Annotated in this window: 19 protein-coding genes; 8 read left to right on the top strand and 11 right to left on the bottom strand. The window is 66.4% G+C overall.

What is annotated here, in order from left to right; all coding sequences use genetic code 11:
• Positions 1-297 precede the first annotated feature (297 nt).
• A complete protein-coding gene (galU, locus tag FV220_RS01320) occupies positions 298-1,164 on the bottom strand; it encodes a UTP--glucose-1-phosphate uridylyltransferase GalU (protein ID WP_026176136.1) in 867 nt (288 codons plus the stop codon).
• 188 nt (positions 1,165-1,352) lie between these two features.
• Between galU and galE the strand changes: the two genes are divergently transcribed.
• The 3 genes from galE (at position 1,353) to FV220_RS01305 (ending at position 5,344) form a co-directional block, all read left to right on the top strand.
• A complete protein-coding gene (gene galE / locus FV220_RS01315) occupies positions 1,353-2,345 on the top strand; it encodes a UDP-glucose 4-epimerase GalE (RefSeq protein ID WP_056140613.1) in 993 nt (330 codons plus the stop codon).
• Complete coding sequence (locus FV220_RS01310; RefSeq protein WP_147829149.1) at positions 2,342-3,568, top strand: lytic murein transglycosylase; 1,227 nt, start codon at positions 2,342-2,344, stop codon at positions 3,566-3,568. Before galE ends, FV220_RS01310 begins: the two co-directional genes overlap by 4 nt.
• A 459-nt stretch (positions 3,569-4,027) precedes the next feature.
• Complete coding sequence (locus FV220_RS01305) at positions 4,028-5,344, top strand: SGNH family hydrolase (protein ID WP_238253769.1); 1,317 nt, start codon at positions 4,028-4,030, stop codon at positions 5,342-5,344.
• Between the two features lie 78 nt (positions 5,345-5,422).
• On the opposite strand, the gene FV220_RS01300 is transcribed toward FV220_RS01305, so the two are convergent.
• The 4 genes from FV220_RS01300 to gltB form a co-directional block, all read right to left on the bottom strand.
• The gene (locus tag FV220_RS01300; protein ID WP_147829147.1) at positions 5,423-6,856 is read right to left on the bottom strand and encodes a glutamate synthase subunit beta; all 1,434 of its coding nucleotides are present in this window, start codon (positions 6,854-6,856) and stop codon (positions 5,423-5,425) included.
• 72 nt (positions 6,857-6,928) lie between these two features.
• A complete protein-coding gene (locus tag FV220_RS01295) occupies positions 6,929-7,330 on the bottom strand; it encodes a type II toxin-antitoxin system VapC family toxin (RefSeq protein ID WP_147829145.1) in 402 nt (133 codons plus the stop codon).
• Positions 7,330-7,560, bottom strand: coding sequence for a hypothetical protein (locus FV220_RS01290; protein WP_056140600.1), 231 nt, complete (start codon positions 7,558-7,560; stop codon positions 7,330-7,332). The genes FV220_RS01295 and FV220_RS01290 overlap by 1 nt, the downstream gene beginning before the upstream one ends.
• Positions 7,561-7,655: 95 nt before the next feature.
• Entirely contained in the window at positions 7,656-12,368 is a 4,713-nt protein-coding gene (gene gltB, locus FV220_RS01285; protein WP_147829143.1) for a glutamate synthase large subunit, read from the bottom strand.
• Positions 12,369-12,802: 434 nt separating this feature from the next.
• Between gltB and FV220_RS26345 the strand changes: the two genes are divergently transcribed.
• Both FV220_RS26345 and FV220_RS01280 read left to right on the top strand, forming a co-directional pair.
• Complete coding sequence (locus tag FV220_RS26345) at positions 12,803-12,934, top strand: hypothetical protein (RefSeq protein WP_280529911.1); 132 nt, start codon at positions 12,803-12,805, stop codon at positions 12,932-12,934.
• Positions 12,935-13,012: 78 nt separating this feature from the next.
• On the top strand, positions 13,013-13,930 hold the full coding sequence (locus FV220_RS01280) for a hypothetical protein (RefSeq protein ID WP_147829141.1): 918 nt from the start codon (positions 13,013-13,015) through the stop codon (positions 13,928-13,930).
• Between the two features lie 84 nt (positions 13,931-14,014).
• Here the strand turns inward: FV220_RS01280 and FV220_RS01275 are convergent, their stop codons facing one another.
• The 6 genes from FV220_RS01275 to FV220_RS01250 form a co-directional block, all read right to left on the bottom strand.
• A complete protein-coding gene (locus tag FV220_RS01275) occupies positions 14,015-14,308 on the bottom strand; it encodes a formate dehydrogenase subunit delta (RefSeq protein WP_018044990.1) in 294 nt (97 codons plus the stop codon).
• A 41-nt stretch (positions 14,309-14,349) separates the two neighbouring features.
• Entirely contained in the window at positions 14,350-15,207 is an 858-nt protein-coding gene (gene fdhD, locus FV220_RS01270; protein ID WP_147829139.1) for a formate dehydrogenase accessory sulfurtransferase FdhD, read from the bottom strand.
• Positions 15,194-18,055, bottom strand: coding sequence for a formate dehydrogenase subunit alpha (gene fdhF / locus FV220_RS01265; protein WP_056140590.1), 2,862 nt, complete (start codon positions 18,053-18,055; stop codon positions 15,194-15,196). Before fdhF ends, fdhD begins: the two co-directional genes overlap by 14 nt.
• A 13-nt stretch (positions 18,056-18,068) precedes the next feature.
• Positions 18,069-19,628 (bottom strand): formate dehydrogenase beta subunit, encoded by a 1,560-nt coding sequence (locus FV220_RS01260; RefSeq protein WP_056140587.1) that lies wholly within the window; start codon positions 19,626-19,628, stop codon positions 18,069-18,071.
• Positions 19,625-20,098 (bottom strand): formate dehydrogenase subunit gamma, encoded by a 474-nt coding sequence (locus tag FV220_RS01255; RefSeq protein ID WP_018044994.1) that lies wholly within the window; start codon positions 20,096-20,098, stop codon positions 19,625-19,627. The genes FV220_RS01260 and FV220_RS01255 overlap by 4 nt, the downstream gene beginning before the upstream one ends.
• Positions 20,099-20,252: 154 nt before the next feature.
• Positions 20,253-21,161, bottom strand: a complete 909-nt coding sequence (locus FV220_RS01250) for a LysR family transcriptional regulator (RefSeq protein ID WP_018044995.1) — start codon at positions 21,159-21,161, stop codon at positions 20,253-20,255.
• A 423-nt stretch (positions 21,162-21,584) separates the two neighbouring features.
• Here FV220_RS01250 and coxB point away from each other — a divergent pair, with 423 nt between their 5' ends.
• From coxB to FV220_RS01235, 3 genes are all read left to right on the top strand, one after another.
• Positions 21,585-22,436, top strand: a complete 852-nt coding sequence (gene coxB, locus FV220_RS01245; protein ID WP_026176137.1) for a cytochrome c oxidase subunit II — start codon at positions 21,585-21,587, stop codon at positions 22,434-22,436.
• 107 nt (positions 22,437-22,543) lie between these two features.
• Positions 22,544-24,172, top strand: a complete 1,629-nt coding sequence (gene ctaD / locus FV220_RS01240) for a cytochrome c oxidase subunit I (protein WP_018044997.1) — start codon at positions 22,544-22,546, stop codon at positions 24,170-24,172.
• Positions 24,173-24,370: 198 nt separating this feature from the next.
• Positions 24,371-25,333: a heme o synthase gene (locus tag FV220_RS01235; protein WP_027172192.1), complete on the top strand. Its 963-nt coding sequence runs from the start codon at positions 24,371-24,373 to the stop codon at positions 25,331-25,333.
• Positions 25,334-25,335: the final 2 nt, after the last annotated feature.

Below are 25,335 nucleotides of genomic sequence, written 5' to 3'. Positions count from 1 at the left end.
AGGGTTCGAGCGCGCCTGAACGGCTGCACTGAGCCCGACCCCACCGAAGCCCAACCCCACCGAAGAATGGATCGCCCAAGAAAAAAGGCCGCTCCGAAGAGCGGCCCGAAGTCTAGGGAGGAAACGCCCAAGAAGGGCTGCGGGACCGCGACGCCATCGCGATCTCGCAATGCACAAAGTAAAGTGCGTCGCACAAAACGCAAGAGTGTTTCGCCGTCGAAAGGCTGCACACCGCGCATGCCCCGCCCGCGTCCGCTGCACCATACGGCGCAGCTTGCAGGTCTCCTCCGTTTTACCTCACGATTCGCTGAGCAGACGGGCGATTTCGGCTTTCAGCGGCTCGGCCAGATCCTTGCGCTCGAGCGCGTAGGCGATGTTCGCGGTGAGGAAGCCGAGCTTGGAGCCGGTATCGTAGGTCCGGCCCTCGTAGCGCATGCCGAAGAAGGATTGCTTCTCGGCGAGTTTGATCATGGCGTCGGTGAGCTGGATCTCGCCGCCGGCACCCTTCTCGCCATGCTCCAGGATCGAGAAGATCTCCGGCTGGAGGATGTAACGCCCGGAAATGATGAAGTTCGACGGGGCGGTGCCCTGTTTGGGCTTCTCGATCATGCCGTTGATCTCGAAGGTCTGCCCGTAGGTCTCGCCGACGCCGACGATGCCGTACTGGTGCGTCTCTTCGGGCTTCACCTCTTCCACGGCGATGACGTTGCCGCCATGGCGCTCGTAGGCCGAGAGCATCTGCTGCATGCAGCCCTTGCTCAGCATGTCGGGCAGCAGCACCGCGAAGGGCTCGTCGCCGACGATCTCGCGGGCGCACCAGACCGCATGGCCGAGGCCGAGGGGGGCCTGCTGGCGGGTGAAGCTCGTCTGCCCGGCGGCCGGGAGATCACGCTTCAACTCCTCGTAGATCGCTTCCTTGCCGCGCTCCTGCAGCATGCGGTCGAGTTCGAAGGCGATGTCGAAATGGTCCTCGATCACGGCCTTGCCGCGGCCGGTGACGAAGATGAAATGCTCGATTCCGGCCTCGCGCGCCTCGTCCACCACATGCTGGACGACCGGCCGGTCGACCACGGTGAGCATTTCCTTCGGGACGGCCTTGGTGGCGGGCAGGAAGCGGGTACCCAACCCTGCGACAGGCAGGACGGCTTTACGAATCGGTTTCATCAAGCGGGACCCGGTCTCTTAAAATGCGGTGGGAACAACCCGGAGGCGGAGGACGATAGCACGTTGTCGCGATCTCGCGAGCAAGAACAAAACCATTTCCACCCCCGACTCAGCCTAACGCGCCGCATGATCACACGGGGGGTTTGAGGTATATCTTCCGCGAAGTCGGCGGGAATGGAAGCGGGGCCATGGCGATTCTGGTGACGGGCGGCGCGGGATATATTGGCAGCCACATGGTTTTGGCGCTGCTGGATGCCGGCCATGAGGACGTCGTCGTCATCGATGATCTGTCCACCGGTTTCGACTGGGTGCTCCCCCCCGAAGTGACCCTCGTGGTGGGCGACGTGGCGGATCAGGCCCTGGTGAAGCGGGTCATCGCCGAGCACGGAATCGACGTGCTGGCGCATTTCGCCGCCAAGATCGTGGTGCCGGAATCGGTGGCGGACCCGCTCGGCTACTATCTCGCGAACACGGTCAAGACCCGGGCGCTCATCGAGGCCGCCGTCGCGGGTGGGGTGAAGCACGTCATCTTCTCCTCCACAGCCGCCGTCTACGGCGAGCCCGAGATCGTCCCGGTACCGGAGAACCTCGTGGCCGCGCCGATCAACCCCTACGGCCGCTCGAAACTGATGAGCGAGTGGATGATCGCCGACGCGGCCAAGGCCCACGGCTTCAGCTACGTCATCCTGCGCTATTTCAACGTCGCCGGGGCCGATCCGCGCGGGCGCAGCGGCCAATCCGCAAGCGACGCCACCCACCTGATCAAGGTGGCCACTCAGGCGGCACTCGGCCGGCGCACCCATCTCAATGTGTTCGGCACGGACTACCCCACCCCCGACGGCTCGTGCCTGCGCGACTACATCCAGGTGTCCGACCTCGCCGATGCCCATTGCGTGGCGATCGCGCATCTGCGCTCGGGCGGCGAGAGCAAGACGCTCAATTGCGGCTACGGGCGCGGCTATTCGGTCCTCCAGGTGATCGAGGTGGTGAAGCGCATGTCGGGCCGCGACTTCGAGGTGAGGCTGGCGCCGCGCAGGCCCGGCGACCCGGCGCAGATCGTGGCGAAGGCCGACCGGATCCGCGACGAATTGGGATGGCGCCCGCGCCATGACGACCTCGATGGGATCGTGGCCCAGGCCCTCGCATGGGAAGAGTCGCTGGCCCGGCGCAACCGCCTATGACAACGCTCCTTCGCGCCGCCCTCGCCCTCTGCGTCCTGTTGGCGACCGAGAGCAGGGCACAGGACGCTGTCCGGGTCCCCGCAACCGCGAAACCCGACATGGCGGCCAACGCATCGTTCCGCAGCTTCATCGATGCCCTGCGGCCCGATGCGGAGGCACGTGGGGTCAGCGCGGCGACCTTCGATGCGGCCTTCCGCGGAGTCTCCTCCCCCGACCCCGGCATTCTCGCCAAAACCACCGCTCAAGGGGAGTTCGGACGCCCCGTCTGGGACTATCTCGTCGGTGCGGTGTCGACCGGGCGGATCGCCAAGGGGCGATCCCAGGCGGCGCGTCTCTCCGGCACCCTGTCGGCGATCGAAGCGCGCACCGGCGTGCCCCGCTGGATCATCCTCGCCTTCTGGGGGGTCGAGTCGGATTTCGGGGCGAGCGGCGGGACCGTCCCGACCATCCGCGCCCTGGCGACCCTGGCCCAGGCGCGCTTTCGCGGGGCGCTGTTTCGCAACGAACTCCTCGACGCCCTGACCATCCTTCAGCGCGGCGACATCGCGCCGGAGGCGATGAAGGGATCCTGGGCCGGCGCCATGGGCCAAACCCAGTTCCTTCCGTCGACCTTCCTCAAACATGCGGTGGATTTCGACGGAGATGGCCACCGCGACATCTGGCGCTCCGAGGCCGATGCCCTCGCCTCCATCGCCGGTTATCTTCAAACGCTCGGCTGGAACCGCGACCTGTCTTGGGGCTACGCCGTCACGCTTCCCGGCGGTTTCGACCTGACGAAGTATCGCGCGGACCTGTCGGACTTCACCAGACGCGGCGTTCGCAGGATCGATGGCGAGGCCCTGCCGGCATCGGGAGCGGCGAGCCTGTTCCTGCCCGGCGGTTCGGGCGGCCCGGTCTTCCTGATCACCGACAATTTCGAGGTCATCCGGGGCTACAATACCTCGGATTCCTACGCGCTCGCCGTCGGGCACCTCGCCGACCGGCTCGCCGGCGGGCCGGCCTTGGCGGCGCCCTGGCCGACAGGCGCGGCTCGCCTCGACAAACCGGGCCTGCAGGCACTGCAGAAGGGCCTCGCTACCCGAAACCTCTATGCCGGCGACGCCGACGGCCGCGCCGGACCGAAGCTGCGCGAAGCGGTCCGCCAGTATCAGATCAAGGAAGGTCTCGTGGCCGACGGCTATGCCACGCCCGCTCTCCTCGAACATATCACGGCGCGCCCGTGACTCCTGTCATACGAAGCGTCTTGCTACTCAAGGGGGATACCGGCGACGGGGGACCTGACGAGGTGGCTCGAATTGAGTTTGCCTCGACGATCCAAGACCTTACCTCATCCTGAGGCGCCGCGAAGCGGCCTCGAAGGAGCCCTCCAGGGATCGCATCAGTCTCTGGAACCCTCCTTCGAGGCCCTTCGCCGAGGCGAAAGGCACCTCAGGATGAGGTGGTCGGATCGGAAGACCCGATCGATCCCGATCATCCGCTGAAAGGTTCGATCGAACGCCCGCTTAGACGCGGGGCGGATCGTCGGATAGGATGGCATTGTCTCGTCCTTCGACGATCAGCAGGCAGGTCGCAGCGTGGCATCAAGGACCGTCAAGACCGTACCGAACGGGGCGACCATCGCGGGACGGGTGAAGGACGCCGTTCGTCGCGCCTGCCTCCTCGCTCTGTTCGCGACGCCCCCGCTGTTCTCGTCGAGCCCGTCCGCCGTGGCCCAATGGGGGGATTCCTACGATACCCCTCGCGGCGATTCCTACTACGCGCCGCGCCGCCGCCCCCGCGAGGAGGGTGATTACGGCGCACGCCAGGCCAATCGGCGCTACACCCCTCCCCCTCAGGAGGCACCGCGCCAGTTCTACTGGCCCTGGGAGGATCGTCCTCAGCAGGTTCAGCCGACCCCCGCGCCCGTGCCATCGGCCCGACCCACCCGGCCGCGGCCGCCGACCATCGGGGAGAGCCAGCGCTCCTACACGAAGCGGCCGCGTCCCGCTCCGGTGATCGCCCAGCCGAAGCCGGTCCAGCCCAAGGCGGAGCCGTCGATCCGCATCGCGGTGTTCGGCGATTCGCTGGCGAGCTATCTCGGACGCGGCCTCGACGACGTGTTCGAGGACAATGCCGATGTGGCGATCCTCGACCGCTCGAAGGCCGATAGCGGCCTCGTCCGGAAGGACGTGGTCGACTGGCCCAAGGCCGCGGAGGATTTCCTCAAGACGAGCCCGAAGGTCGCCTACGCCGTGGTGATGCTGGGCGCGAACGACCGGCAGCCCATCCGCGAGGGGACGGAGAATGTCGACCCGGGGACGGAGCGCTGGCGCGAGATCTACCGCGACCGCGTGGACGCCCTGGCCAAGGTCTTCGCCAGCCAGAAGATCCCCTTCATCTGGGTAGGCGCGCCCCCCATGCGCAGCGAGCCACTGACGAAAGACATCGCGTCGATCAACGACCTGATCCGTGACCGGGTCGCCAAGGCGGGCGGGACTTATGTCGACATCTGGCCGGGCTTCGTCGACGACCGCAACCGCTTCACCATGACCGGCCCCGACCTGGAAGGGCAGGAAGCCAAGCTGCGGACGTCGGACGGCGTGCATTTCACCAAGGCGGGCGCCCGCAAGGTCGCGCATTTCGCCGACGTGGAACTCAAGCGTCTCATGGGCACGAACCCCACGGAAGCGCCAGCCGTCGCGCCCGTGGCGACCGTCCCCGGCCCCCTCCTCGATGGCGAGGCGCCGAAGCTCGACGATACCGCCGCGATCGATCGCCAGATCACCGCGATGCTGCCGAGCCTGCCGGAGCCTCCGGGCATCCCCGCCTTGCCGGTGAAGCCCGCGTTCGGCCCGGTCATTCCCCTCGGCCGCGCCGAAGTGACCCCCGGCGGCACGCTCATCAGCGGACGGCCGCGCGATGGCGACGCATCGGGGAACGTCGAGCGGGTGCTTCAGCGCGGCTCGGCGCCGATGCCCCAGCCGGGCCGGGCCGACGATTTCAAATGGCCGCCGGGCTGAGCCCGGCGTGGCGGCACTGAGTTCGAGAAGAGATCAAGTCGCCGGGGCCTGACATAAAGCTGGCCCCGGATTGCTACTTCAGCGCGGCAGGACGCTCGATCCCATCAGCGCCTCGTCGATGGAGCGCGCCGCCTGGCGGCCTTCACGGATCGCCCAGACCACGAGGGACTGCCCACGGCGCATGTCGCCGGCGGCATAGATCTTCTCGTTGGACGTCCGGTAATCGAGTTCGTTGGCGGTGACGTTGCCGCGCTTGTCCATGACGACACCGGACTCCTCGAGCAGGCCCTTGCGGACCGAACCGGCGAAACCGATGGCGAGGAACACCAGATCGGCCGGCAGGGTGAACTCACCGCCGGGAACGGGCTGGCGCTTCTCATCCACACGGGTGCAGACCACGCCGGTGAGCTTGCCCTTCTTGTTGCCTTCCAGGCGCAGGGTGGCGGCCTGGAACTCGCGCTCGGCGCCCTCCGCCTGGCTCGACGAGGTCCGCATCTTGGTCGGCCAATAGGGCCAGACCGAGAGCTTGTCCTCGCGCTCCGGCGGACGCGGCCGGATGTCGAGCTGCGTCACCGAGAGAGCGCCCTGGCGGAAGGAGGTGCCGACGCAATCCGACGCCGTATCGCCGCCGCCGATCACGACGACGTTCTTCGCGGTGGCGAGGATCGGCAATTCGCCGTTGCCCGGCATCGGCTCGGCGCCGACCCGGCGGTTCGACTGGACGAGGAACGGCATCGCGTAGTGCACGCCGGCGAGCTCCTGGCCGGGAAGCTGCGGGTTGCGCGGGTCTTCGGCGCCGCCGGCGAAGAGCACGGCGTCGAACTCGGCGGTGAGTTCGTCGAGCGGCTTCGTCACGCCGACATTGACGCCGTAATGGAAGGTCACGCCCTCCGCTTCCATCTGCTTCACGCGCCGGTCGATATGGCGCTTCTCCATCTTGAAGTCGGGGATGCCGTAGCGCAGCAGACCGCCGGCCTTCGGCTCACGCTCGAAGACATGGACGTCGTGGCCGACACGGGCGAGCTGCTGCGCAGCGGCCATGCCCGCCGGCCCCGAGCCGATGACAGCGACCTTCTTGCCGGTGCGGGTGGTGGGGATTTCCGGCTTCACCCAGCCGTTGTTCCAGGCACGGTCGGCGATGGCCTGCTCGATCGTCTTGATGGCGACGGGCTGGTTCTCGAGGTTGAGGGTGCAGGCCTCCTCACACGGCGCGGGGCAGACGCGGCCGGTGAATTCCGGGAAATTGTTGGTGGAGTGGAGGTTGCGCGCGGCCTCCTCCCAGTCCGACTGGAAGACGAGCTCGTTCCAGTCCGGGATCTGGTTGTGCACGGGGCAGCCGGTCGGCCCATGGCAGAACGGGATGCCGCAATCCATGCAGCGCGCCGCCTGCTTCTTCAGGTCGTGCTCGTCGAGGGGCAGCGTGAACTCGCGGAAGTGCCGCACGCGGTCGGCTGCGAGCTGATACTTCTGCTCCTGCCGGTCGAACTCGAGGAAACCCGTGATCTTGCCCATGACCTAAAGCCCCACTCACCCAAAGCGCTCCGCACGAAGCGGAGACCGATTCTTCTTTCGCGAGCGAGCTCGCTACGGTCTTAACCAGTTCTCGACGTCGAGCATCGGCACCCGCGAGAACTCACCGACATTGTCCGTCACCAATACACTGCCATCGCAAATCGCGTGCGACGCGATCAGCAGGTCGTTCGCTCCGATCGGTGTTCCAGCCGCTTCGAGAAGTCGGCGCAGTTCGCCATAGGTGTGATCGACGGGCACGGAGAGGGATGCGACGGTGATCGCACCCAAAACCGCATCCACCTGCCGGGTCAGGCGTTCGGATCCTTTCCTGGCGGCACCGAAACGCAGTTCCGAGGCCACCACCACACTCGTATAGACGTTCGACTCCCCCACCCGCGCAATCGTCTCTCGCAGGAGCCCATTGGGAGCGCGAACGAGGGCCGACAGGATGTTCGTGTCGAGCAGGTAGCGCACTAGAGATCAACCGGCTCCGGAAGTCGGTCCTCGATCTCGGGCCACGCGTCGTCCAGAGGCATGAGGCGCGAAAGGGTCGACAGGAGGGAAAGCTGTCCGACGGCTTCGAGCGTCAGGCGGCCGGCCTCCAAGCGAAGGATCGCCTCGTCGCCGGGCAGAGCGAACTCATCCGGGAGCCGGATGGTCTGCTCGTGCCCCTCGCGATGAAGCTTGATCCTCCGTTCGATCATGTATCCCTTCTCCTCAGACACGGTCCGACGCGGAACGAGCGCCCGCATCGATCCCCTCGACGACGTCGGATCGGAACCGATCCGACGTCTCCTTGCTATTCCGCCGCCACCGGCATCCGCGCCATTTCCATTTCGCGCAGGGCCCGGCGGTATTCCACCGGCATCACCTTCACGAACTTGGTGCGGTAGCCGGCCCAATCTTCCAGAATCGCCTTGGCACGCGGGGAACCCGTGTACTTCAGGTGATTGGTGATGAGCTGGCTCAGGCGCTCCTCGTCATGCCCGGACATGTCGGCGAGGATGTCGACGCGCCCCTTGGTCTCGAGGTCGCCGTCCTGGTGGAAGCGGCGCATGACGTCGTCCTCCTCCTCGACGGGTTCGAGATCGACCATGGAGAGGTTGCAGCGGGCGGCAAACGAACCGTCCGCATCGAGCACGTAGGCGATGCCGCCCGACATGCCGGCCGCGAAGTTGCGCCCGGTCTCGCCGATGGACACCACGACGCCGCCGGTCATGTACTCGCAGCCATGGTCGCCCATGCCTTCGACCACGGTGATGGCGCCTGAATTGCGGACGGCGAAGCGCTCGCCGGCCGAACCGCGGATGTAGCATTCGCCCGCGATGGCCCCGTAGAGCACCGTGTTGCCGGCCATGATCGTCCGCCCGGCGGGCGACCGCAGCGCGTCGCTCGGCCGGATGATCAGCTTGCCGCCGGACAGCCCCTTGCCGACGTAATCGTTGGCGTGGCCCGTGAGAACCACGGTGATGCCGGCGGCGAGCCATGCCCCGAAGCTCTGGCCGGCGGTGCCGGCGAGGTTCACCGTGATGGTGTCGTCGGGCAGGCCCTCGTGGCCGTAGCGCTTCGCGACGACGCCCGAGAGCATCGCGCCCGCCGTGCGGTCCGAGTTCCGGATCACCTCGTTGAGCACCACCGGCTCGGCAGTCTCGATGGCCGACTTCGCGCCCTCGATCAAGCGACGGTCGAGCACCGTGTCGATCGGATGCTTCTGCTTCTCCGTATGGCGGATCGCCACGTCGGGGCCGACATCGGGACGATGGAACAGCTTCGAGAAATCGAGGCCTCGCGCCTTCCAGTGGTTGATGACCTCCAGCGTGTCGAGGAAGTCGGAGCGGCCGATGAGGTCTTCGAGCTTGGTGTAGCCCATCGCCGCCATCAGCTCGCGCAACTCCTCCGCCACGAAGAAGAAGTAGTTGACCACATGCTCGGGCGTGCCCTTGAAGCGCTTGCGCAGGACGGGGTCCTGCGTCGCCACGCCCACCGGGCAGGTGTTCAGGTGGCACTTGCGCATCATGATGCAGCCGGCCGCGATGAGCGGCGCGGTGGAGAAGCCGAACTGGTCGGCGCCGAGCAGGGCCGCGACGAGCACGTCGCGACCGGTGCGGATGCCGCCATCGGCCTGCAGCACGACACGACCGCGCAGGTGGCTGAGCACCAGGGTCTGCTGGGTCTCGGCGAGACCCGTCTCCCATGGGCCGCCCGCATGCTTGATCGAGGTCAGCGGCGCGGCGCCGGTGCCGCCGTCGAAGCCCGAGATGGTGATGTGGTCGGCGCGCGCCTTGGCGACGCCGGTGGCGACCGTGCCGACACCGACCTCGGACACGAGCTTCACCGACACGTCGGCCGCTGGGTTCACGTTCTTCAGGTCGAAGATGAGCTGGGCCAGGTCCTCGATGGAGTAGATGTCGTGATGCGGCGGCGGCGAGATCAGGCCGACGCCGGGGGTGGCGTAACGGACCTTGGCGATCTTGGCGTCGACCTTGTGGCCGGGCAGCTGGCCGCCCTCGCCGGGCTTGGCGCCCTGCGAGACCTTGATCTGCATCATGTCGGCATTGACGAGATATTCCGTCGTGACGCCGAAGCGGCCGGAGGCCACCTGCTTGATCGCCGAGCGGCGCGAACGACCGTCGGCCATCGGCTTGAACCGCTCGACCTCCTCGCCGCCCTCACCGGAATTCGAACGACCGCCGAACGAGTTCACCGCGATGGCGAGGGTCTCGTGGGCTTCCTTCGAGATGGAGCCGTAAGACATCGCGCCCGTGGCGAACCGCTTGACGATGTCCACCGCCGGCTCGACCTCGGAGATGTCGACGGGCGCCCGGCCGAGCTCGGCCGCCTGCTTGATCCGGAACAGGCCGCGGATGGTCTTGAGGTGGTTCTCCTGCTCGTTCACCAGCCGGGCGAACTCGCGGTAGCGCTCGGGCAGGCCGAGACGCACCGCGTGCTGCAGGGTCGCCACCGAATCCGGCGTCCAGGTATGGCTCTCGCCGCGCAGGCGGTAGGCATACTCGCCGCCGACATCGAGGGCATGGCGGAAGACCGGGGCATCGCCGAACGCGTCGGCATGGCGACGGGCGGTCTCCTCGGCGACCTCGGCCATGCCGATGCCTTCGATGGTGGTCTTGGTGCCGAAGAAGTCGCGGGCCACGAAGGACGAGTTCAGGCCGATCGCGTCGAAGATCTGGGCGCCGCAATAGGATTGATAGGTCGAGATGCCCATCTTGGACATGACCTTGAGCAGGCCCTTATCGATCGACTTGATGTAGCGGTAGACGATCTCGTCGTCGGTGAGATCCGGCGGGAACTCGGCCTTCATCGCGATCACGGTCTCGAAGGCGAGATAGGGGTTGATGGCCTCCGCGCCGTAGCCGGCGAGACAGGCGAAGTGATGCACCTCGCGCGGCTCTCCGGATTCGACCACGAGACCGACCGAGGTGCGAAGCCCCTTGCGGATCAGGTAGTTGTGCACCGCCGCCGTGGCCAGCAGGGCCGGGATCGCGATGCGATCCGGGCCAACGCCGCGGTCGGTCAGGATGATGATGTTGTAGCCGCCGCGCACCGCCGCCTCGGCCCGGTCGCAGAGCCGGTCGACCGCGCCTTCCATGGCGACGGCGCCGGATTCGGCCGGGAAGGTCATGTCGAGGGTCTTGGTGTCGAAACGGTCCTCGAAATGCGAGATCGAGCGGATCTTCTCCAGATCGCCGTTGGTCAGGATCGGCTGACGGACCTCGAGGCGCTTCTTGCGGGAGGCGCCCTCCATGTCGAGCAGGTTCGGGCGCGGCCCGATGAACGAGACGAGGCTCATCACGGCCTCCTCGCGGATCGGGTCGATCGCCGGATTGGTGACCTGCGCGAAGTTCTGCTTGAAGTAGGTGTAGAGGGGCTTGGGCTTGTCGGAGAGAGCCGAGAGCGGCGTGTCGGTTCCCATGGAGCCGACCGCCTCCTGGCCGGTGACGGCCATGGGCGCCATCAGCAGCTTGAGGTCTTCCTGGCTGTAGCCGAACGCCTGCTGGCGATCGAGCAGCGACACGTCGGAGCGCGAGGCGCGCGGGATGACGGGCTTCAGGTCTTCCAGCACGATCTGGGTGTTCTTCACCCATTGCGCATAGGGATTGGCCGCCGCGAGCTCGCTCTTGATCTCCTCGTCGGAGATGATGCGGCCCTTCCGAAGGTCGATGAGCAGCATGCGGCCCGGCTGCAGGCGCCAGGATTCGACGATGCTCTCGTCCGGGATCGGCAGGACGCCCATCTCGGAGGCCAGCACGACGAGGCCGTCTTCCGTGACGATGTAGCGGGCGGGGCGCAGGCCGTTGCGGTCGAGGGTCGCGCCGATCTGGCGACCATCGGTGAAGCACACGGCGGCGGGGCCGTCCCACGGCTCCATCAGCGCGGCGTGATATTCGTAGAATGCCTTGCGCTCCTCGCTCATGAGCGGATTGCCGGCCCAGGCCTCCGGGATCAGCATCATCATGGCATGGGCGAGCGAGTAGCCGCCCTGCACGAGGAATTCGAGGGCGTTGTCGAAACAGGCCGTGTCGGACTGGCCCTCGTAGGAGATCGGCCAGAGCTTCGAGATGTCGTTGCCGAACAGATCCGAATCGACACTGGCCTGGCGTGCCGCCATCCAGTTCACGTTGCCGCGCAGCGTGTTGATCTCGCCGTTATGGGCGACCATCCGGTAGGGATGCGACAGCTGCCAGGTCGGGAAGGTGTTGGTGGCGAAACGCTGGTGCACGAGGGCGAGGCCCGAGACGTAGCGCTCGTCCTGCAGGTCCTTGAAGTAATGGCCGAGCTGCGTGACCAGAACCATGCCCTTGTAGACGATGGTACGGGTCGAGACGGAGACCGGGTAATAGGCCTTCACGCGCGGATCGTTGAGGCCGTAGACCTTGTTCGAGATGACCTTGCGCGCGATGAACAGACGGCGCTCGAAGGCGTCCTCGTCCGTGATCGCGGCCGGGCGGCCGATGAAGACCTGCTTGTGGTGCGGCTCCGTCTCCTTGACGCGCACGCCGAGGTCGCTCGAATCCACCGGCACGTCGCGCCAGCCGAGGAAGGGAAGCCCTTCGTCCTGGAGGGCCTTCTCGACGATCTCCTCGACGATGCGGCGGCCTTCCTCGTCCTTCGGCATGAAGAACTGCCCGACGCCGTAATGGCCGGGCTCGGGCAACGCGATGCCGAGGCCCTCGCACTCCTCCTTCAGGAGGAAATGAGGGATGTGGGTGAGGATGCCGCAACCGTCGCCCATCTTCGGATCGGCGCCGACGGCGCCGCGATGGTCGATGTTCTCGAGGATGAGCAGGCCCTGCGCCACGATGGCGTGGGTGCGCCGGTCATGCATGTCCGCCACGAAGCCGACGCCGCAGGCATCGCCTTCGCGGGCGGGATCGTAGAGGCCCTGCTTGGGCGGGAGAGCGTGATCGCGGACGACGAGCGGCGCGACGCCGTCCCGCGTGGCGGGGATCGGGTTCTGGACGACCCCGGCAACCTCAGATGCGGCCATGTTCATAACCCCTTAGCCTCGTTCGTCCGTGCCCGCATGCGAGCATGTTTCATGCCCAAATGCCATCCGGCACTCAGGCTCCGTCCTCGACGCGGTCGGATTCGGGCAGGGTCTTCGGTGAGGAAGCGCCCGCTCTCCGCGGGCTCAGCGCCGGCTTGAATTCAAGCCGTGCGGGCCCGGATCGCCGCGATGGCGACCGGCTTGGAATCTCGTTTTTTCGTGAGATTCGACACCCGCTCCAGACCTTCCACGTTCCTCGAAGGCACTTCGTCCCCGGCGATCGCTCGCCGTGGGGACGCCCCGCCAAAAATGGGACAGCCGTACTGTCCTAATTATGGAAGGTGACAGATTTTAAACGGTCCAGCAAGAGGCTCGCGCGCCCGATGGACAGGTTTGATGCGCCATGCGACGCCGCGACCGGCCGAGGCGCAAGGCAGCCTATGAACAGCACTCGCCCCCTCGCCGAATGGCGGCGGATCGAGGCCGCCCGCGACTTGCCGCGCTTCACCCGTATTCCCGCCCCATTCGGGCATTCTACAGGGCTTGCCAAGCACAAGCGGCATGCGGGGTGATGGACCGCACGGAGACCTCCTTAGACCTGCGCCAACAGTGGGCTACGGAACGACGACACTTCATCGAGACGAGGCACCATGGAATCGAGCCGCAGGGCGCCTGTGCGCTCCCATACGATCAGCCTGACCATGCTGGCGGGGTTCATCACCCTGTTGGCTCTCGGGACGGGCACGGCCCAGGCACAGTACGGCTACGAGCCCGATCCGTTCCTTCCCCCCCGTGCCGTGGTCTGGCGCCTCAACGACCGGGGCTTCACCGAAGTGACGCGGCCGCGATTCGACGGCCGGGCCTATATCGTCGAAGCGACCGGCCCCTATGGAGACAGAGTCCGTTTGTTCGTGGACGCACGGGACGGCGCCGTTCTCGACCGCCAGCGGCTCGGTGTCCCGATGCAGCCGGCACCGGTTCCGGTCGCCCGTCCGGCGGCGCCCGGCTATGGCTGGACCGAAGCGGACGAGCAGCCCCGTCGACCGATGCGCGAAGCGGAACGACTGGTTCCTCCCGGCAGGATCCCGAGCCAGGATGGCATCGGCCGGCAGCCACGTTACGACGTGGCGGCGCGCCCCGAGTCCACCAGCCGCGCCGAACCCTCCGACCGCAATCCGCTGGGCCTGAACCCGGATGCCCGGTCCGGCGACGTCAGACGCCCGGCGGAAGCAGCACCTGCCCGCAAAATCACCAGATTGGCCCCGCCGGCGAAACCGGCCGCGCCCCGGCTCGCGCCGGAAGCCCCCTCGCCGTCCCCCGCGGACGCAGCGTCCGACGCTCGGGCCAGCACGCCGCCGGTCGCCGCCATCGAGCAGCCGAAGGCCGAGCCAACGACGCCGGCAGCGAATCAGCCCCGCCGCGACACGGCGCAGGCTCCGTCATCCGCCAAGTCTCAGACTTGGAGCGACCCGCCGTCTGACAGGAAAGCCGTTCGGGTCATCGGCGGCGCGACGGTGGTGCCGGGATCGACCGACAAGGATCAGCAAGGCGACCGTCCGGCCGAATAGCCGGCCCTCGATTTCCACCATGCCAACAAAAGGCGTCGAGCCATGAGGGCTCGGCGCCTTTTTCTTCGAAACGCCTCCGGCCGTTCAGCCGGCGTCGCTGGCGCCGGCACCCTGGAGGTGCGGATCGTTGGTGGCCGCCCGAACGGGGCTGTCGTTCTGGTCCGGGGAGGTCGTGATCGCCTTCAACGCCAGCGGATCGAGGCCGCTTCCCTCCGTGGGGCCATGCGCTTCGAGGGCGCGGCGCATCTTCGGCGTCCAGAACGCGACGATGTGCTTGTGAATGCCGGCGACCGCCTCGTCATCCGGATAGGATCGGAAGAAGCCCGCGATCTGGTTCGCCATGCGGACGAGCTTGTCGTTGGTGGTCAGGGCGCTCATGGGACTAGCTCTGGTCGACGGGTGAAGGGGGCCGCGCGCCTCTAGCGCTCGGCTGCAAGGAGAAGGCGTTCGCGGCCGGTGAAGACCGTGAGGGTGTCAGACCGGGCGATGGCGCAGAGCGTCATGTCGTGCAGGCGCGCCCGGTCGATGGCCAGCGATGTCGGGGCCGAGATCGCCACGAGGATCGCGGCGCCGAAGGTCGCGGCCTTTTCGACCATTTCGAACGAGCAGCGGCTGGTGATGACGACGAACCCCTCGCGTGGGTCGGTCCGCTCCCGCATCAGCGCGCCGATCAGCTTGTCGAGGCCGTTATGGCGGCCGACATCCTCGCGCAGGGCAAGAAGGTTGCCGTCCCGATCCGCCCAGGCCGCGGCATGGACGGCGCGGGTCGTGTGGTTGAGAAGCTGCGCGTCGCCCATTCCAAGCAGGGCGCGCTGGATCGATTCGATCCCGACCGCCTGCACCGCATGAGCACGCGGCTCCGCCTTGGGCAGGGCCGCGAGATCGTCGATCCCGCAGACGCCGCAACCGGTGCGCCCGGAGATGGCGCGTTTCCGGGCAAGGTGCTCGCGCAACCGCCCCGGTGCGAGATCGACCACGAGGCGCAATCCCCCGTCTCCGTCCTCGACCCGGACCGACCTGATCTCGTCGACGGACTCGACGATTCCCTCGGTGAGGCTGAACCCGTAGGCGAAATCCACCAGGTCGGACGGGGTCGTCATCATGACCGCGTAGGGCACGCTGCCATAGACGAGGTTGACGGGCATCTCGACGGCAAGATCGCGATGCCCTTCGCGGGCCGTGGGGTCGTCGTAGGCCACGACCAGGGTCGGGACACGCCGGCTCGTCGGAGCCGGCGCGTCGCTCTCGTTCAGATCGTTCCGTTCACTCGGCAGCATTCAATTGCGTCGCGATTCTCGTGAGCGAGAAGTCCTCCTCGAAGAACTTCGCCTGCCAATCCGACGGCCGGTTGGTCCGTCGCACCTGCACCGCCGTCACCTTATACTCGGGGCAGTTGGTGGCCCAGTCCGAGAAGTCGGTGGTGATGACGTTGGCGCCGGTCTTGGCGTGGTGGAACGTGGTGTAGACCACGCCCGGCTGCATGCGCTCGGAGACGATCGCCTTGAGGGCGATGTCGCCGGAACGGCTCTCCAAGGCCACCAGATCGCCGTGGACGATGCCGCGCACCTCCGCGTCGAACGGGTGGATCTCCAGCACGTCCTCCTCGTGCCAGCGCGAGTTCTCCGTGCGGCGGGTCTGCGCGCCGACATTGTACTGCGACAGGATGCGGCCGGTGGTGAGGATGAGCGGGAAGCGCGGGCCGGTGCGCTCCTCGGTGGCCACGTATTCCGTGATCATGAACTTCCCGAGGCCGCGCACGAAGCGGTCCACGTGCATCATCGGCGTGCCGTTGGGGGCGGCGTCGTTGCACGGCCACTGGATCGAGCCGAGCTCGTCGATCTTGGCGAAGCTCACGCCCTTGAAGCTCGGGGTGAGCGAGGCGATCTCGTCCATGATCTCGCTGGGATGCGAATAGTTCATCGGGTAGCCCAGCGCGTTGGAGAGCAGAATCGTGCCCTCCCAATCGCCGTAGCCGGCCAGCGGCGGCATCACCTTGCGCACGCGGCTGATACGCCGCTCGGCATTGGTGAAGGTGCCGTCCTTCTCGAGGAACGACGCGCCCGGCAGGAAGACGTGGGCGTATTTCGCCGTCTCGTTCAGGAAGATGTCCTGGACGACGATGCATTCCATCGCCATCAGGCCGGCGGTGACGTGGTGCGTGTCGGGGTCGGACTGGGCGATGTCCTCGCCCTGGATGTACATGCCCTTGAAGGCACCATCGACGGCTTCGTCGAGCATGTTGGTGATGCGCAGGCCCGGATCCTTGTCGAGCTGGACGCCCCACAGGGATTCGAAGGTCTCGCGGGTGGCATCGTCCGACACGTGGCGGTAGCCCGGCAGCTCGTGCGGGAACGAGCCCATGTCACAGGAGCCCTGGACGTTGTTCTGGCCGCGCAGCGGATTCACACCGGCGCCCAGCATGCCGATATTGCCGGTGGCCATGGCGATGTTGGCCATGCCCATGACCATGGTCGAGCCCTGGCTGTGCTCGGTGACGCCCAGACCGTAATAGATGCCCGCGGCCCCGCCGGTGGCGTAGAGGCGGGCGGCACCCCGGATGTCCTCGGGGTTCACGCCGATCTTGTCGGCCTGGGCCTCGGGCGAGTGACGCTCCTCGGCGATGAAACGCGCCCAGGATTCGAAGTCGCCGAGATCGCAGCGCTCGCGGACATAGGCCTCGTCGATGAGCCCTTCCGTGACGATGACGTGCGCCATCGCGTTGATGAAGGCGACGTTGGAGCCGGGCTTCAGCGGCAGGTGATAATCGGCCTCGATATGGGGCGACTTCACGAGGTCGATCCTGCGCGGATCGGCGACGATGAGCTTGGCACCCTCACGCAGGCGCTTCTTCATGCGCGAGCCGAAGACCGGGTGACCGTCCGTCGGGTTGGCGCCGATGACGAGGATCACGTCGGAATGCGCCACCGAGGCGAAATCCTGCGTGCCGGCCGAGGTGCCGAGCGTCGACATCAGGCCGTAGCCCGTGGGCGAATGGCAGACGCGGGCGCAGGTATCGACGTTGTTGTTGCCGAAGGCGGCGCGCACGAGCTTCTGGACGAGGTAGGCTTCCTCGTTGGTGCAGCGCGACGAGGTGATGCCGCCCACCGAATCCTTGCCGTACTTGGCCTGGATGCGCTTGAACTCCGACGCGGCACGGTCGATCGCGACCTCCCACGACACTTCCTGCCAGGGGTCCGTGATCTTGTCGCGGATCATCGGCTTGGTGATGCGGTCCTTGTGGGTGGCGTAGCCGTAGGCGAAGCGGCCCTTGACGCAGGAATGGCCCTCGTTGGCCTTGCCGTCCTTGTAGGGGACCATGCGGACGATGCGGGTACCCTGCATCTCGGCCTTGAACGAGCAGCCGACGCCGCAATAGGCGCAGGTGGTGACCTCGGAATGGTCCGGCTGGCCGTGCTCGATGATCGACTTCTCCTGCAGCGTCGCCGTCGGGCAGGCCTGGACGCAGGCGCCGCAGGACACGCATTCGGAGTTGAAGAAGTCGGTGGGGCCGGCAGCCACGCGGCTGTCGAAGCCACGGCCCGAGATCGTCAGCGCGAAGGTGCCCTGGGTCTCTTCACAAGCGCGGACGCAGCGATTGCAGACGATGCACTTCGACGGATCGTAGGTGAAATACGGGTTCGACGTATCCTTGGCCAGGTACTGGTCCGAGGTCGGCTTGACGTGGTTGGCGCCGTCATAGCCGTAGCGCACGTCGCGCAGGCCGACCGCGCCGGCCATGTCCTGCAACTCGCAATCGCCGTTGGCGGCACAGGTCAGGCAGTCGAGGGGGTGATCGGAGATGTAGAGCTCCATCACGCCCTTGCGGAGCTTGGCGAGCTTGTCCGTCTGGGTCGAGACCACCATGCCGTTCTCGGCCGGGGTGGTGCAGGAGGCGGGCGTGCCGCGCCGCCCCTCGATCTCGACGAGGCAGAGGCGGCAGGAGCCGAAGGCTTCCAGCGAATCGGTGGCGCAGAGCTTGGGGATCTGCGTGCCGGCATGCATCGCCGCCGCCATCACCGAGGTGCCGGCGGGAACGGTCACGCTCATGCCGTCGATCGTGAGGGTGACGGTCTGCTCGTTCACCCGGATCGGGGTGCCGTAATCGATCTCTTTGATGAGGGCCATGGGTCGCGCCTCCTTATTCAGCGGCCACGGACATCGGTCCGCGCTGCTGGAAATCCTCGGGGAAATGGGTGATCGCGCTCATGACGGGCATCGGTGTGAGGCCTCCCATGGCGCAGAGCGACCCATCGGTCATGACGTCGCAAAGGTCGGCCACGACGGCGAGATTCTCGGTGGGACGGATGCCGGCGATGACCTTGTCCATGGTCTCGACGCCGCGCGTCGCGCCGATGCGGCAGGGGGTGCACTTGCCGCAGGATTCCACCGCGCAGAACTCGAAGGCGAAGCGGGCCTGCTTGGCCATGTCCACGGTGTCGTCGAACACGACGATGCCGCCATGGCCGACGAGGCCCTTCTTGGCCGCCATCGCCTCGTAATCGAGAGGCGTGTCGAGGAGATGGTCGGGGAAGTAGGCCCCAAGGGGGCCGCCGACCTGCACGGCGCGGACCGGACGGCCGCTCTGCGTGCCGCCGCCGAAATCCTCGATGATCTCGCGCAGGGTGATGCCGAAGGCGAACTCGATGAGGCCGCCATGCTTGATGTTGCCGGCGAGTTGGATCGCCAGCGTGCCGAGCGAACGACCCATGCCGTAATCGGCATAGGCCTTGGCGCCGTGCTCCAGGATGTAGGGCACGGCCGTGAAGGTCATGACGTTGTTGACGAGGGTCGGCTGACCGAGGAAGCCCTTGAGTGCCGGGATCGGCGGCTTGGCGCGGACGATGCCGCGACGACCCTCCAGGCTCTCCAGCAGAGAGGTCTCCTCGCCGCAGATATAGGCGCCGGCGCCCAAGCGCACTTCGAGATGGAAGGCCTTGCCCGAGCCCGCCACGTTCTCGCCGAGATAGCCGGCGGCCCGGGCGTTGACGATCGCTTCCTTGAGCGTCGCGAAGGCCTGGGGATATTCGGACCGCAGGTAGATATAGCCGCGCGTGGCACCCGTCGCGATGCCCGCGATGGTCATGCCCTCGATGAGGTTGAAGGGATCGCCCTCCATCATCATCCGGTCTGCGAAGGTGCCGGAATCGCCCTCGTCGGCATTGCAGACGACGTATTTCTGCTCGGACTGGGCGAGCATCACCGTGTTCCACTTGATGCCGGCGGGGAAGCCGGCGCCACCGCGTCCGCGCAGACCGGAATCGCGCACCTGCGCCACGATGCCGGCGGCATCGAGCTTCAGCGCGGCATCCAGCCCGTTATAGCCGCCATGCGCCCGGTAATCCTCCACCGAGACGGGATCGATCACACCGCAGCGATGGAAGGTCAGGCGCTGCTGACGGGCGAGATAGGTCATCTCCTCGGGCTTGCCGAGGCGAAGGGCATGCTCGCCGCCGTTCACCAGACCGGCATCGAGAAGGCCGTCGACATCGCCGGGAGTGACGGGACCGTAGGCGATGCGGCCCTCCGGGGTCGCGACCTCGACCATGGGCTCGAGCCACAGCATCCCGCGCGAGCCCGTGCGGACGATGGTGACGTCGAGGCCGCGGCGCTCGGCGCCGGCGAAGATCGCGCGGGCGACACGGTTGGCGCCGAGACCGAGGGCGACGGCGTCGCGCGGGACATAGATGGTGATGCTCACGACTTCATCTCCGTGAGGGCCGATTCCAGGGAATCTGCGGTGAGGCGCGCGAGCGGCTCATCGTCGACCAGGGCGCCCGGACCGTTGGCGCAGAGGCCGAGACAATAGACGGGCTCCACGGTGATCTGACCGTCAGGCGTCGTCCCGTGCCAATCGATCCCGAGGCGGGCGAGAATGTCGGCATGCAACGCGTCCGAGCCCATGGCCTGGCAGGCCTCGGCCCGGCACAGCTTCACCTGATGCTTGCCCGAGGGAGCGCGACGGAAGTCGTGGTAGAACGTGATGCAGCCGTGAACCTCGGCCCGGGACAGGTTCAGCGCATCCGCGATCAGCGGTACCGCGCCCTCGTCCACGTAACCGAAGGTCTCCTGCAAGGCGTGGAGGATGGGGAGCGTGGCGCCTTCGAGATGCGTATGGTCGGCGATGATGCCGGCCGCACGCTGCGCGCTCCAGGGCTCGTGCTGCAGCATTGTTCCTACCTAGTGAACTTGTTGTCGTTCCAAGGTGGTATATCTCCGAACGTGAATCAATCGCGCGGTTCGGTCGGTCGACAATGCTTTTTTGTTATAATTCTATTGTGCGCTGCGAAAGGGCAGTGTGACGAGTGAGTTGCGGGGCAGCCCGTCAGAGCGAGGCGATGTCGTCGGCGACGGTGGGAGCGATCGCCTGGGCCTCGACGATGAGCGCGGCGCAGAGGGGCGTCATCGGGTCCCGTTCCGGCACCACCAGCCCGATCATGTGGCTCACGTCGGGCTCACCGATCGGAACGGAGCGGACGCGCTCACTCAGGCGGAAGCTGTCGGCGAGGACAGCGGGCATCACGCTCGCCCATTTCGCCGTGCGGACATGGGTGAGCAGCACGATCATCGAGTTGGACTGGAGCAGCGGCGCGGCATCCCGCCCGGCATTGTGCAAGTGACCGTCGATGATGCGGCGGTTCTGCATGTCCGGCGTGAGCAGGCACAGGGGCAGACGACCGACCTCCTCCCAGCTGACCGAATCCCTCTTGCCGTAGACGCCGTCGATGGCCGTGAGCAGGCGGTAGCGCTCGCGGTAGAGTGGCACCGCGATGACTTTCCCGAGGGGCTCGTTCTCCAGATAGGTGATTCCGGCGTCGATCTCGTGGTCGGCGATCAGCCGGCCGATCTCGCCGGAGGTCGTCGAGTGGACGGAGAACCGCACGTCGGGATGGCGGGCACGGAAGGGCGTCGTCAACGAGGCGACGATGGGCGTCGCGGTGGGAACCGCCGCGAGCCGCAGGGTACCCGACAAACCCCGGCGCAAGCTGGCCACTTCTTCCCGCATGGCGCGCGCGTCGCCGACGATCCGGCGTGCCCAATCGAGGACGCGCTCGCCTTCCGGGGTGAACCCCTGGAAGCGGGACCCGCGCTCCACCAGCAGGACGCCGAGTCGCTCTTCGAGCTGCTTCACCCCGGCCGACAGAGTTTGCTGAGACACGTTGCAGAATTGCGCCGCCCGGCCGAAATGCCGCTCGCGGGCCAAGGCAAGGAGGAATTCGAGACGCTCGATCACCGCCGGGACCCTATCGTGTTCATCCCCGTTCCGGCCTTCGGCGCGTTCGAAACCTGGATGGGCACGGGCATCCTCGCACGGGATCAAGCCCCCTCCATAGCGGGAACGGCGCTATACTGGCGACGGATTCAGCCCCGAAGACGGCTGTAAGATAAATTTAAGTTCGCCGCCGAGCAAAATCGCTTTGAACCCCGCTCGTCATTCGGGCTCCCTTCGGCCTGGACTACGGGGAAAGCCTCATCCATGCGACGCTGTTGCGGTTGCGCCGTCGACCTCCATGTGGTCTGACACCGGCAATGCCGGCCCGAAATACGTGATCGAGGCTTGCCTTTCCCGTTGAGCTAGGACTTGCGCGCGACGTCAAAAGTCGCAAGACGCTGCGGGACGACGTAGAACGATACCAAGGGGAGCCACGAGAGGCACATGCGGACCACGCAGGCGCAACACCGGTCATCATGGGGACTTGCTGCAGGCGCTTTTGCTGCGCTCGGCACCGCCCTCGTTTCTACAGCCGCCCTGGCGGCGGGCATCGGCCAGCCCGAGCCGTGGCAGATGGACCGTCAGGTCGCCGTCACCGAGAACGCGCGGGACATCCACACGTTCGAGCAGGGGATGCACTGGCTCTCCTTCGGCATCTCGGCCTTCGTGCTGGGCCTGATCGTCTATTGCATCTTCAAGTTCAACGCGAAGGCGAACCCGGTCCCGTCCAAGACCACTCACAACACCATGATCGAAATCGCCTGGACCATCGTCCCGGTGCTGATCCTGGTGGCGGTGGCCATCCCCTCGTTCCGCCTGCTGCGCACCCAGCTCTCGGACCCCAAGGCCGACGTCATCATCAAGGTGATCGGTCATGCCTGGTACTGGTCCTACGAGTACCCGGCCGTGGAGAACGGCGGCGGCTTCACCTTCGATGCCAATATCGACGAAGACAAGCAGCCCAAGCTGCTGGGCACCGACAACGACATGGTCGTTCCGGTGAACAAGATCGTGAAGATCCAGGTGACCGCGGCCGACGTGCTGCACTCCTGGGCGATGCCGTCCTTCGGGTTCAAGATCGACGCGATCCCCGGCCGCCTGAACCAGTTCTGGTTCAAGGCCGAGCGTGAGGGCACCTATCACGGCCAGTGCTCGGAGCTCTGCGGCGCACGCCACGCCTACATGCCCATCACGGTGCAGGTGGTGAGCGACGAGGCCTACGCCGCTTGGCTCGCCGAGGGGAAGACCAAGTTCGCCCGCCTCGACGACGGTTCGAAGTTCGCAGAAGCCAAGTAGCGGCTTTTTCCGGCGCCGCCCCACGGCACCGGCTGGACCGGCCCTTCACCGGGTCGGTCCATTCGCAAATCGAGAGATTTAGAGAAACCTGAACAGGGTCTGCAACGATGGCAACCGCCACAGCACAATCAGGGCATCACGACGCCCACGCCTCCCATACGCCGTCCTTCTTCGCCCGTTGGTTCCTGTCGACCAACCATAAGGACATCGGCACGCTCTACCTCCTGTTCGCGTTCTGCGCGGGCATCATCGGCGCGTTCCTCTCCTTCGGCATCCGCATGGAGATGGAAGAGCCCGGCCTGCAGTACTTCTCGAATCCCGGCACCTACAACGTGTTCGTGACCGGCCACGGCCTCATCATGGTGTTCTTCATGGTGATGCCGGCACTCATCGGCGGCTTCGGCAACTGGTTCGTCCCGCTCATGATCGGCGCGCCAGACATGGCGTTCCCGCGCATGAACAACATCTCGTTCTGGCTGACCGTCGCCGGCTTCGCGAGCCTCGTCTGCTCGCTGTTCGTCGAAGGCGCCCCCGGAACCACCGGTGCCGGCACGGGCTGGACCGTCTACCCGCCGCTCTCCACCTCCGGCCATCCCGGCCCGTCCGTGGACTTCGCGATCTTCGCCCTCCACCTCTCGGGCGCCGGCTCGATCCTGGGCGCCATCAACTTCATCACCACCATCCTGAACATGCGCGCGCCGGGCATGACCCTGCACAAGATGCCGCTGTTCGCCTGGGCCGAGCTGGTGACCGCGTTCCTGCTGCTCCTGTCGCTCCCGGTCCTCGCCGGCGCGATCACGATGCTGCTCACGGACCGCAACTTCGGCACGACCTTCTTCGATCCGGCCGGCGGTGGCGATCCGGTGCTCTACCAGCACCTGTTCTGGTTCTTCGGCCACCCCGAAGTGTACATCATGATCCTGCCGGCCTTCGGCATCGTCTCCCACATCATCTCGACCTTCTCGCGCAAGCCGGTGTTCGGCTACCTCGCCATGGCCTATGCCATGGTCGCCATCGGCGTCGTCGGCTTCGTCGTGTGGGCTCACCACATGTACACGGTCGGCCTGTCGCTCCAGACGCAGTCCTACTTCGTCTTCGCCACCATGGTCATCGCGGTGCCCACCGGCGTGAAGATCTTCTCGTGGATCGCGACGATGTGGGGCGGCTCAATCCGCTTCACCGCCGCCATGCACTGGGCGGTCGGCTTCATCTTCCTGTTCACGGTCGGCGGCGTCACCGGCGTCGTGCTGGCGAACTCGGCGGTCGATAAGTACCTGCACGACACATATTACGTCGTCGCCCACTTCCACTACGTGCTGTCGCTCGGCGCCGTGTTCATCATCTTCGCCGGTGTCTACTACTGGTTCCCGAAGATGACCGGCTACGTCATCCCGGAATGGGCCGGCAAGCTGCACTTCTGGCTGGCCTTCATCGGTGCGAACGTCCTGTTCTTCCCGATGCACTTCCTGGGTCTCGCCGGCATGCCGCGTCGTTACGCCGACTACCCGGAAGCCTTCGCCGGCTGGCACAAGGTCTCCACCTGGGGCGGTCACATCTTCGCTCTCGGCATGGTGGTGTTCTTCATCGGCGTCGTCCTCGCCTTCCGTTCGAAGGTCCGCGCTGCCGACAATCCGTGGGGCGAAGGCGCCACCACACTGGAGTGGACGCTCTCCTCGCCGCCGCCCTTCCACCAGTTCGAGACGCTGCCGACCATCGTCGACGACCACGGTCACTGAGGCACTGCCGTCTTCACGATCGCGGTCGGCTTCGAAATTGCGATTGTTCTAAAACGACACTAGGGATTGCGAGGATCGCGTGAGCGGTCCTCGCTCTTTACCGGATGCCCCTCTTCACCGAGCGACATCCCGCAAAGGGCGGCGCCAGAGACGGCGTGATCCGAATTCCGGCCATACCGACAACAGTATCGGGACCCCATGACGAGCCTGTCGAACAGCGTCTCCGCTGCCGCCGAGCCGCACGATTTCGCGCCGACCCCGATGATGGTCGGTGGTGAGGTCGCGGATTTCTTCGCACTCCTGAAGCCGCGCGTGATGGTGCTGGTGATCTTCACCGCCCTCGTCGGCATGGTGGTCTCGCACGTTCACATCCAGCCCGTCGTCGGCGTGATCTCGCTCCTGATGATCGCGGTGGGCGCCGGCGCCTCCGGCTGCCTCAACATGTGGTGGGATGCCGATATCGACGCGGTCATGACCCGCACCGCGACCCGCCCGATACCCGGCGGCCGCATCCAGCCCGGCGAGGCCCTGGCCTTCGGCATCGTCCTGTCGGTGGGCTCGGTGCTGGTGCTCGGCCTCGCCTCGAACTGGCTCGCCGCTTCGCTCCTGGCCTTCACGATCGTCTTCTACGCCGTCGTCTATTCCATGTGGCTGAAGAGGGCGACGCCGCAGAACATCGTCATCGGCGGCGCTGCCGGTGCCCTGCCCCCGATGATCGGTCAGGCGGCCGTGTCGGGATCGGTGGGCATCGAATCGACGATCCTGTTCCTCATCATCTTCATCTGGACGCCGCCGCATTTCTGGGCGCTCGCGCTGATCAAGGCCGGCGAATACGCCAAGGCCGGCATCCCGATGATGCCCAACGTCGCCGGGCCGCAATCCACCCGCCGCCAGATCATCTACTACTCGATCGTGTTGTTCCCGGTGGGCCTCGCCCCGGTGTTCCTCGGCTTCGGTGGATGGCTCTACGGCGTCACCGCCTTCATCGGCGGCCTCGGGATGCTGGCCTTCAGCGTCCATGTCTACCGCAACCGCGAGGGCGAGGCGGAGCGCAAGGCCGCCCTCGGCATGTTCGGCTTTTCCATCCTCTACCTGTTCCTGCTGTTCTCGGCGGTCCTGGCCGAGCAGGGCCTCGGGCTCTACCGCGCGGTGCTCGCGTGACC

The sequence above is a fragment of the Methylobacterium sp. WL19 genome (assembly GCF_008040005.1).
Classification (GTDB): domain Bacteria; phylum Pseudomonadota; class Alphaproteobacteria; order Rhizobiales; family Beijerinckiaceae; genus Methylobacterium; species Methylobacterium bullatum.
Note: the sequence above shows the minus strand (reverse complement) of the source record. Positions and strands in the feature narration are given on the sequence as shown.